General features: G+C 58.2%; 10 protein-coding genes and 1 tRNA gene. 6 read left to right on the forward strand and 5 right to left on the reverse strand.

What is annotated here, in order from left to right; translation table 11 throughout:
- Positions 1-9 precede the first annotated feature (9 nt).
- A complete protein-coding gene (locus JZX87_RS13445; protein ID WP_206826080.1) occupies positions 10-669 on the reverse strand; it encodes a ChrR family anti-sigma-E factor in 660 nt (219 codons plus the stop codon).
- Complete coding sequence (locus JZX87_RS13450; protein WP_353654192.1) at positions 666-1,343, reverse strand: sigma-70 family RNA polymerase sigma factor; 678 nt, start codon at positions 1,341-1,343, stop codon at positions 666-668. The genes JZX87_RS13445 and JZX87_RS13450 overlap by 4 nt, the downstream gene beginning before the upstream one ends.
- 114 nt (positions 1,344-1,457) lie before the next feature.
- Here JZX87_RS13450 and JZX87_RS13455 point away from each other — a divergent pair, with 114 nt between their 5' ends.
- From JZX87_RS13455 to JZX87_RS13465, 3 genes are read left to right on the forward strand one after another with little or no spacing between them, the layout of a single operon-like run.
- Entirely contained in the window at positions 1,458-2,813 is a 1,356-nt protein-coding gene (locus JZX87_RS13455; RefSeq protein ID WP_206826086.1) for an NAD(P)/FAD-dependent oxidoreductase, read from the forward strand.
- Entirely contained in the window at positions 2,810-3,607 is a 798-nt protein-coding gene (locus JZX87_RS13460) for a DUF1365 domain-containing protein (protein ID WP_206826088.1), read from the forward strand. The genes JZX87_RS13455 and JZX87_RS13460 overlap by 4 nt, the downstream gene beginning before the upstream one ends.
- The gene (locus JZX87_RS13465; protein WP_206826091.1) at positions 3,607-4,818 is read left to right on the forward strand and encodes an SAM-dependent methyltransferase; all 1,212 of its coding nucleotides are present in this window, start codon (positions 3,607-3,609) and stop codon (positions 4,816-4,818) included. Before JZX87_RS13460 ends, JZX87_RS13465 begins: the two co-directional genes overlap by 1 nt.
- 36 nt (positions 4,819-4,854) lie before the next feature.
- Here the strand turns inward: JZX87_RS13465 and JZX87_RS13470 are convergent, their stop codons facing one another.
- Together JZX87_RS13470 and JZX87_RS13475 are read right to left on the reverse strand one after the other, a co-directional pair.
- On the reverse strand, positions 4,855-5,643 hold the full coding sequence (locus JZX87_RS13470) for an SDR family NAD(P)-dependent oxidoreductase (protein ID WP_206826098.1): 789 nt from the start codon (positions 5,641-5,643) through the stop codon (positions 4,855-4,857).
- A gap of 83 nt (positions 5,644-5,726) precedes the next feature.
- Positions 5,727-6,452 carry a phosphatase PAP2 family protein gene (locus JZX87_RS13475; RefSeq protein WP_206826100.1) on the reverse strand — a complete coding sequence of 242 codons (726 nt, stop codon included), beginning with the start codon at positions 6,450-6,452 and terminating at the stop codon, positions 5,727-5,729.
- Positions 6,453-6,692: 240 nt separating this feature from the next.
- Here JZX87_RS13475 and JZX87_RS13480 point away from each other — a divergent pair, with 240 nt between their 5' ends.
- Both JZX87_RS13480 and JZX87_RS13485 read left to right on the forward strand, forming a co-directional pair.
- Positions 6,693-7,115, forward strand: coding sequence for a secondary thiamine-phosphate synthase enzyme YjbQ (locus JZX87_RS13480; RefSeq protein WP_206826102.1), 423 nt, complete (start codon positions 6,693-6,695; stop codon positions 7,113-7,115).
- A gap of 134 nt (positions 7,116-7,249) precedes the next feature.
- The gene (locus JZX87_RS13485; protein WP_206826104.1) at positions 7,250-7,603 is read left to right on the forward strand and encodes a hypothetical protein; all 354 of its coding nucleotides are present in this window, start codon (positions 7,250-7,252) and stop codon (positions 7,601-7,603) included.
- Positions 7,604-7,697: 94 nt separating this feature from the next.
- Here the strand turns inward: JZX87_RS13485 and JZX87_RS13490 are convergent, their stop codons facing one another.
- Positions 7,698-8,441 carry an SIMPL domain-containing protein gene (locus JZX87_RS13490; RefSeq protein ID WP_206826106.1) on the reverse strand — a complete coding sequence of 248 codons (744 nt, stop codon included), beginning with the start codon at positions 8,439-8,441 and terminating at the stop codon, positions 7,698-7,700.
- A gap of 216 nt (positions 8,442-8,657) precedes the next feature.
- Between JZX87_RS13490 and JZX87_RS13495 the strand changes: the two genes are divergently transcribed.
- Positions 8,658-8,733, forward strand: a tRNA-Ile gene (locus tag JZX87_RS13495).

Consider the following 8,733-nt stretch of genomic DNA (forward strand, 5'->3'; position numbering starts at 1 on the left):
CTCGTCCTCTCAGATTTTCAGGATCGGCTGCACCAGCCGCACAATCCAGCTCGAGAATTTGAGCGGCGCTTCGGTCACGGCGAGGCAGATGCAATCCTCTCCCTCTGTCGCCTTGGGTGTATGCAGCAGATCGCCGTCGGCTTCCTCTATATCCCCGCGGGCGAACAGCTCTTCGCCATCGTGAAAACTTCCCGCCAGCACCAGAGTCAGTTCGCGTCCCTCATGGGTGTGCTCCGGAACTGGCTTTCCGGCCGGAATGCGCAGCAGCCTCACCTGCGTATCCTTATCATTCGTATCGATCAGGATCTGATAGGCACCACGCCCGAGCGCTCGCCATTTGAGATCTGCAAGGTCGCCACCGACATAGGATCGAAGTGGTTCCGGAAGCACGACTGGCTGCTGTGTAGCCCTTGGAGCCTCAAGCTTGATTTCCTCGACCTTGATATCAGCCGCCCGTGCCTTGAAGCGGGCCCAGGCTTCGTCTTCGTTGGCGCTTTCGTCTGCCTTATCCAAAAGCGCTCCCGCAGCCCCTTCCATCGCATGAAGGCGCTGGCGACATGCGGGGCAAAGCGCCAGATGGCTCGCCACCGCAAGGCTCCAGCCTTCAGAAAGACTTCCCGCGGCATACTCGATCAGAAACTCGTCGCTCAAATGATGCTTCACGTTCATAGCCGTCCCTCCAGCGAGGAACGTAGTTTCTCGAACGCCAGCCTGATGCGTGATTTCACGGTTCCGAGCGGAACACCAAGATCGCGCGCGATCGTTGAATGAGAAGCCTCATCGAAGAAGGCCCGTCGCAGCACGTCCAGTTGCTCCTCCGGCAAGGTCGCCATCGCACCGCGCAACAACTGCGCCTCCTGAATCTGCTGGAACTCCTGATCGGCTGGGGCGACGTCGTCAGCAACGAACGCCGGATCATTCATGTCGAATTCCGGGCGTTTGCGCCTGTAGGCATCGATGCGCACATTGCGCGCGATTGTATAGATCCAAGCAGACACGCTGCCGCGCGCCGGATCGAATTGGCCGGCCTTGTTCCACACCGCAGTCATGGTTTCCTGCATCAACTCTTCGGCGGCTTGCCTGTCTTTGGTTTTGGCTGCCATGAAGCTGCGGATGCGTGGCGCATAAAACCGGAATATAGCTTCGAACGCATCTGCGCTGCGGTCCCGTCCGACGATGGATAGGAGCCGCACCATCTCGGCCTTCGCGAGATCCTCGGCTTCCGAGCCACCGGAGTTTTTATTGTTCATCCCGAGCCCACGCGCTGCTAGTCCCGCCAGCCGTATAGGCGACGGTCGGTATATTTGCCATTTATCAAGCGAGATAGGTGAGCTCAAGTTCATGGCAAGCTTTACGAAAGACTTCCAGATGTGGATCACACCCTTTGTGATTTTTTGCTGAGATCCGATTGCCGCCCTAGTTCGTATTGGATTGCAGACGAGAGCGAGGATGCTGGGATGACGCCTTTGACTGGGAATTTCGGACAGGAAGCGAAAAGGATCGCAGTCATCGGCTTAGGCATCAGCGGCCTGTCCTGCGCATGGCTATTGTCGAAAAGCAATAATGTCACTCTTTACGAAGCCTCGGACCGGCTGGGTGGTCATGCCAATACCGTGAATGTCGAAATAGAGGGCCGCAGCGTCGCAGTAGATACCGGCTTCATCGTCTATAATGAAACCAATTATCCAAACCTCGTGGCCTTGTTCGAACATCTGAACGTGCCGACGATCGCTTCGGACATGTCGTTTGCAGCATCCATGGATAATGGCGGGTTCGAATATAGCAGCACCGGCCTGAAAGGACTTCTCGGGCAGAAAAGAAACATCGTCCGGCCCCGCTTCTGGTCCATGTTGCGCGACGTTCTCAAATTCTACAAACAGTCCCCCGCCCTTCTGGATCAGCCGGATATGCAGGAGATCACGCTCGGTGACTATCTCCGTCAGGCAGGCTACTCCGCGACCTTCATCAACGATCACCTGATGCCGATGGGAGCCGCCATCTGGTCGACGACGGCCAGCGAAATGCATGATTACCCCCTGCACGCCTTCCTGCGCTTCTTCGTCAACCACGGTCTGCTGCTTCTCTCCGGCAGGCCGCAATGGCGCACCGTCGAAGGCGGCAGCCGGGAATATGTCACGCGCCTGGCCGCAGACTTTAATGGAACGATCAGGCTTTCCACTCCGGTCGCCTCGATCCGCCGCGCCGCAAACGGCGTGACGATGACCGACACGCACGGCCATTCGGACGAATTCGATGATGTGGTGATCGCAGCCCATGCGGATGAAGCCCTCAACATGCTGACAGATGCCGACGACCACGAACGGGATCTGCTTGGCGCGTTCGGTTACACCCGCAACAAGGCGGTCCTGCACAGCGATCCGGCCTTGATGCCGAAACACCGCAATGTCTGGTCGAGCTGGAACTATCTGAGCGGCACGGAAGGCAACGGCGATCAGCAGCTCTGCGTCACTTACTGGATGAACAGGCTTCAGAAGCTCGACACAGACCGGTCTCTCTTTCTCACGCTCAACCCAAACCGGCAACCGCAGCCGACATTGATCCACGGCACCTATGACTATACCCACCCGCGCTTCGACACGCGCGCCCTGAAAGCCCAGAACGACCTTTGGCAGCTTCAAGGCCGCAACCGCACATGGTTCTGCGGCGCCTATTTCGGCAGCGGCTTCCACGAGGATGGCCTTCAATCGGGGCTCGCCGTCGCCGAGGCGCTCGGAGGTGACCGCCGCCCATGGAGCGTCGAAAACGAATCCGGCCGCATCAGGATCGAGGAATTCCGCGAGGCTGCCGAATGAGCCAGACCTCCAGCATCTATGCCGGCGCTGTCGTCCACACGAGGCTGAGGCCGAAAAAGCATAACCTGCGCTACAGCGTCTTTTCGCTGTTGCTCGATCTCGACGAACTTCCGACGCTGGACAGGTCGCTGCGCCTTTTCGGCGTCAACCGGCGGGGCCTGTTCAGCTTCTGGGAAAAGGACCATGGCGACGGCGTATCGGGCGGCCTCAAGACATGGGTTGCGAGCCAACTCTTGGATGCCGGAATAAATACGGATCACCTGAGCATAAGGGTTCTCTGCTACCCCCGCATTTTCGGTTACGTCTTCAATCCCCTCACCGTCTATTTCTGCTACGATCGTCAGAGCGAATTGCGCGCAGTCATCTACGAAGTCTGCAACACCTTCCACGAACGCCACGCCTATATCATTCCAGCCGCTGGCGAGGACGGCGGCCAGATAAGCCATTCCTGTACGAAGGATTTATACGTCTCGCCCTTCGTGCCGATGGATTGCCGCTACGATTTCTCGGTAAGGATACCTGCAGAGCAGGTGCGGATCGCCATCAAGGAATCCGACGCTGACGGCATGTTTCTCTATGCGATGTTCCAGGGCAGGCAGTCACCCCTCACCGACCGCGGCTTGGCGATGGCCTTTTTCAGATATCCGCTGATGACGTTCAAGGTAACGGCCGCCATCCATTGGGAGGCGCTGCGCCTGTGGCTGAAGCGGGTGCCCGTTCATCGTCATGCGCGCGCAACCTCACCCAGAGCCTCGACCATCGTAGCCCATAGCCCACGGACGGAGACCCGCTGATGTCGGATGTCGACCACAAGCTTGAACTGCCGTTGCCGTCCTTTTCGTTTCTTGAAAGAATTCTCTGCCGATGGGCCAATCGCATGGCGGTGGGGCAACTGGCGCTGCGGTTTCCAAGCGGCCGTGAAGCGCGTTTCGTTGGAGAGGCAAGCGGGCCGACAGCCACGATCGAATTCAAGACGATGCGCCCGCTTCGCCGACTGGCGACAGGCGGCAGTCTCGGCTTTGCCACCTCCTATCTCGAAGGCGAATGGGAAACTCCGGATCTGGGCGCAGTGATGGATCTGGCAATCGCCAACGAGGCTCGCTGGCAGGGCATCATGAAGGCGAGCCCACTTGCCGCCTTCGTCGCGCGCATCCGCCACCGGCTGAACCGCAATTCGAAGGCCGGCAGTCGCCGCAACATTGCCTACCACTACGACCTCGGCAATGCGTTCTACGGGCAGTGGCTCGATGAAACCATGACCTATTCTTCCGCCATTTTCTCCAACCCGCGCGAAAACCTGGCCGATGCGCAGAAAACCAAATACCGCCGCATCATCGAGGAACTGAAGATCGGCAAGGATGATCATGTGCTCGAGATCGGCTGCGGCTGGGGCGGCTTTGCCGAAGAGGCGATCCGAGCAACCGGGTGCCGCGTCACCGGGCTGACGCTTTCCAAGGAACAGGCCGCCTTTACCGAAACGCGGCTGAGGCAGGCAGGCTTCGAAGACCGCGCCGATATCCGTCTGGAAGATTATCGCGACTGCGAAGGCACATTCACCAAGATCGTCTCGATCGAGATGTTCGAGGCGGTCGGCGAAGAGAATTGGCAAACCTATTTTGACCGGGTCAGATCCCTGCTTTCTCCGAAGGGACAGGCTCTCGTCCAGGTCATCACGATCGCCGAAGAACGGTTCGCCCATTACCGAAGCCATGCGGACTTCATTCAGGCCTACATCTTCCCAGGCGGCATGCTGCCCAGCATCAAGGCGTTCGAAGCCGCCGCACGAGCCTCAGAGTTTTCGGTCGAGGATCGCTTCTGCTTCGGCCGCGATTACGAGCGCACCCTGCTTTTGTGGGACAAGGCGTTCAGAGAGAACTGGCAGCGCATAATGTCCCACGGCTTTGACGAACGCTTCTTCCGCATGTGGCACTATTACCTGCAATATTGCGCCGCCGGATTTCGCACCGGCCGCCTCGATGTCGTGCAGTTCAGGCTTGCTCGCTAGAGCGCCGTGCGTCCGAATGGACGCACAAAGGACGCTCTATCTTTTTGAATCGATGGCATCCTCCTTGCGAAGCATCCTACGTGTAATCGCAAGGCTGATCGGATAGGGCAAAGCGGCAAGCAGCTTCATCGCCACCTTCATCTTCCACGGGAAGACGATCTCGAAGCGACTGCTCTCAAGCCCCTTGATGATGGCATCTGCCGCCTCGTCTTCCTTGATCAGGAAGGGCATCGGAAAATCGTTCGTCTTCGTCATCGGCGTATCGACAAAGCCGGGATTGATGACCTGCAGTACCACCCCTTCCCGTTCAAGCTGCGGCCGCAACGCTTCGCAAAGGGTAATCAGCGCCGATTTCGTTGCGCCATAAACTCCACCACCCGGCAGGCCGATATAACCGGCCACCGAGGCAACCACCGCAATATGTCCGCGACGCCGAGCAATCATCGGCGCCATCACCGCTTGAAGCGCATGCCCGGTGCCGACGACATTCAGATTGAACAGTTCAGCCAGCTTTTCGGCATCGAACCGGCGCGCGCTTTCACGCACATATCCGCCGGCGGAAAATAGCGCGAGATCGATAGGCCCGAGTGACTGCTCGATATTCAGCGCCGCATCCCTCACCGATTCCCCTTCGGTGATATCGAGAACATAGGCATGGATAAGCCCCGGCCGCTCCGCCGCAAGCGCCTCGAGCTTGGCGCCGGAACGCGCACTGACCGCAACCTGCCAGCCTCGGTCCGCCAGCTTCAGCGCGACCGCGCGCCCTATGCCCGAACTCGCACCGGTAATCCAGGCAAGGCGTCTTCCTGTTATCGTTTCAGCCATGGCATCCTCTATCGAGCTCATGCTTGATACGCTGGACTGCGACTAATGGATCCCAACAATGTGGATTTGCATGACGAGAAATTTCAGCGGATGGAGATGGAGTTTTTCGGCTCTCGTTCAATGAAGCGGCGTGCCAGCAGCCAACAACCGGCAGCCCAGGCGGCACCGGCACACCAACCACCCAGCACATCGGTTGGGTAATGAACGCCAAGATAGAGGCGCGACAAACCGATCATGAACGTCAGCAGGATCCCCGTAGCCAGAAGGAATATCCGCGTGGAGCGATATTGTTGCGCACGGGAAAGAAGTGCTGCGAGGGTCAGATAGGTGACAGCCGAAAGCATGGCATGGCCGCTCGGAAAGCTCATGTCATGAACCTCGACCAGATGCGGAACGATATCCGGGCGGGGCCGCGCAACACCGAGCTTGAGAGCACTGCTCACAACCCACCCACCGGCGATCGAAAGAAACATGAATATCGCAATTGCCGTTTGCCGCGCGAGTAGAAGGTAGACGACAGCGAGAACGGTCATCAGCGAAAGCACCGTAACCCCGCCAAGCGCGGTAATATCACCCACGGCATGCGTCACCCAGGAAGGAGCGATCGGCACTGCAAGATCGGTTGCCTGTCTCAGTGCAAGCAGAATTTCCTCGTCGAACGCATGTGTATCTCCCTCAAGCACCTCTCCCGTCAGCGTCAGGAAGGCAAAAATCCCGCCTGCCATCAAGGCGAAGATGATAAGGCTTAACGGCTCGAAAGTCATGAAACGATCGATGAAACGACGACTGAATTGCTGATGCAGTGGCATGCTCTCTCGCAGGCTTGTTGAACCTCCAGTCTAGATAGGGGATAAGCGCTATCACGCAAGAATTTGACAGGCCATTCCGCCCATATTGACGTTTGGTAGGTCCTGACGATCATCTGGCCTACGCTAACCCGCTTGCGCTGATTCTGGTAACCCTCGACCTGAAACCGGATGCATGCCTCTCCTCTACATGGGGAACACGAGATCAGCTAAAAGAGATCGGGCGGAAAAACGGAGGATTTGATGCCGCAAACCATGCTTTCCGTATCCACCCAGGGCCAGGGCCTGTACGAATTCACGGACCAGGCTGACGCCTTCGTTCGCAACCATCATGTCGGCCAAGGGCTACTGACAGTGTTTGTCAGGCATACTTCATGTTCCTTGCTCATACAGGAAAACGCCGATCCCGACGTCCAGAGGGATCTGAAAACCTTTTTCGGCCGACTGGTCCCTCCCTCCATCCATCCGGACATGAGTTGGGTCGTTCACACGACCGAGGGGCCGGATGACATGCCGGCTCATATCAAGGCTGCACTGACAGCAGTATCGATAGGCATCCCTGTGAATGGAGGACGCCTAATGCTCGGCACATGGCAAGGCATCTATCTTTTTGAACATCGCGACCAGCCACATCGCCGCGAAATTGTTCTCCATCTTTCAGCCTGACACCCGGATCACCCGTTGCCGCGCTGAACCCAGCCTGAACGTACCCTTGGGGATGCGTTCAGGCTTTGAGAAATAATATCCGGTCATCGCCTGACATGGCGAAAAGAAAAAAGGCTGCAACCGGAGGATCTCCCATGACCAGTTTGCTCACCAGGATCGGACTTGCCGCAATCGTCGCCCTGAGCGGTATTTCCGCCACCGCGTCCACAGCGGCCGCCTCCGAACGAGGCTTCGGCCCCAATGGAAACGGCTTATACGTGCAATATTACGAACGACATGACGATCGGGGCCGCGATTGGCGCCGCCATCATGACCGCCCCGGCTGCTCCCCAGGGCGTGCGCTCGATAAGGCCGAGCGCATGGGGCTGCGGCGCGCCCGGATTGTCGATGCCTCCCGCCGCGCCATCGTCGTCGTGGGTCGCGACCGGCATGGCCGTGACCGCGTGGTCTTCGCCAACGAACGCGGATGCCCGGTAATTCGCCGCTAAGGCATCAGCCCGAACCGTGATCTGCACAACCAAAAAGCCCGGCCGCATGTGCGACCGGGCTTTTTTGGGGGAGGACATGCGACCTTCAGTCAGCTTACTGCTGCAAGGCGAAGGTCACATTGACAATCACCGTATAGGTGCTTTCTCCGGCGGCAACAGGAACGGAATCCCCGGCCATTTCCTTTGCCATCGCCATCCGCATCATAGGCTGCGCCATAGGACGCACCGAATTTTCGCTCATCTCGATGATACGGCCAAGCTTGACACCTGCGGCCTCCGTCAAAGTCCTTGCCTTGGCAAGTGCCTGAGCGACGGCTTTCTTGCGAGCCTCGGTCAAAGCAGCTTCGGGATTATCGTTGGTGAAGCTGATCTGCCCTCCTTCATTGACGCCCAGCTTGACCGACTGATCAAGGAGCGCGCCGAGTTTTGAGAGATCACGCACCCGAACGGTCAGGGCGTTGCTGACCTGATACCCGACGATCTTGCCGGGATCCGAGTTTCCATCTTTTGCATCCGTCTGCTCGTGGCGTGGAAAAATCTGGAACTGGCTTGTCTGGATATCTTTCTCCTCGACCCCGCGTTCACGCAGTGCACCGACTACATTGCGCATGGCGGCATTGTTGGCAGTGAGGGCCGCCTCGGCGGTCTCAGCCTGCTGCAGCACGGTCAGGGAAAGGATGGCCATATCGGGAGCGACAGCAGTCTCCCCCTCGCCTGATACGTTGATCTGAGCTTCGCGCGGTTTGCTTTCCTGAGCCAAAACGCTACTGGACAAGGGACCGGAAAGCACCATGGGCACGAGGAGTGCGGCATAAGCAAAACGGGTGAAAGGCTTCATCGGTTCTTCCTTGTGTTCTTCTCTAGATTTCGACCCACCCAGCCTGCAGCAGGCTGAAAGCGATGGGAACGAGGCAATTCGTTGACATTACAGAACCATACCTGCAGGTTCATTGTGAAGCTATTGCGGCAACCGCTTGTGACCGGTGAAGAATTGCGTTAGAGCGGGCACCAAGGTGAGACGAACCATTGCGTCGAACCACTGCCCTCACCGGCAGGGCCTGTAGCTCAATGGTTAGAGCCGGCGGCTCATAACCGCTTGGTTGGGGGTTCGAGTCCCTCCGGGCCCACCA

The organism is Agrobacterium sp. Ap1 (assembly GCF_017313375.1).
In the GTDB taxonomy this organism is placed as follows: domain Bacteria; phylum Pseudomonadota; class Alphaproteobacteria; order Rhizobiales; family Rhizobiaceae; genus Neorhizobium; species Neorhizobium cellulosilyticum.

Excerpts from the sequence above, each read along its gene's own strand:
- JZX87_RS13450 (WP_353654192.1), bottom strand. The coding sequence starts at position 1,343 with ATGAACTTGAGCTCACCTATCTCGCTTGATAAATGGCAAATATACCGA.
- JZX87_RS13470 (WP_206826098.1), bottom strand. The coding sequence starts at position 5,643 with ATGGCTGAAACGATAACAGGAAGACGCCTTGCCTGGATTACCGGTGCG.
- JZX87_RS13445 (WP_206826080.1), bottom strand. The coding sequence starts at position 669 with ATGAACGTGAAGCATCATTTGAGCGACGAGTTTCTGATCGAGTATGCC.
- JZX87_RS13460 (WP_206826088.1), top strand. The coding sequence starts at position 2,810 with ATGAGCCAGACCTCCAGCATCTATGCCGGCGCTGTCGTCCACACGAGG.
- JZX87_RS13490 (WP_206826106.1), bottom strand. The coding sequence starts at position 8,441 with ATGAAGCCTTTCACCCGTTTTGCTTATGCCGCACTCCTCGTGCCCATG.
- JZX87_RS13475 (WP_206826100.1), bottom strand. The coding sequence starts at position 6,452 with ATGCCACTGCATCAGCAATTCAGTCGTCGTTTCATCGATCGTTTCATG.
- JZX87_RS13465 (WP_206826091.1), top strand. The coding sequence starts at position 3,607 with ATGTCGGATGTCGACCACAAGCTTGAACTGCCGTTGCCGTCCTTTTCG.
- JZX87_RS13455 (WP_206826086.1), top strand. The coding sequence starts at position 1,458 with ATGACGCCTTTGACTGGGAATTTCGGACAGGAAGCGAAAAGGATCGCA.
- JZX87_RS13485 (WP_206826104.1), top strand. The coding sequence starts at position 7,250 with ATGACCAGTTTGCTCACCAGGATCGGACTTGCCGCAATCGTCGCCCTG.
- JZX87_RS13480 (WP_206826102.1), top strand. The coding sequence starts at position 6,693 with ATGCCGCAAACCATGCTTTCCGTATCCACCCAGGGCCAGGGCCTGTAC.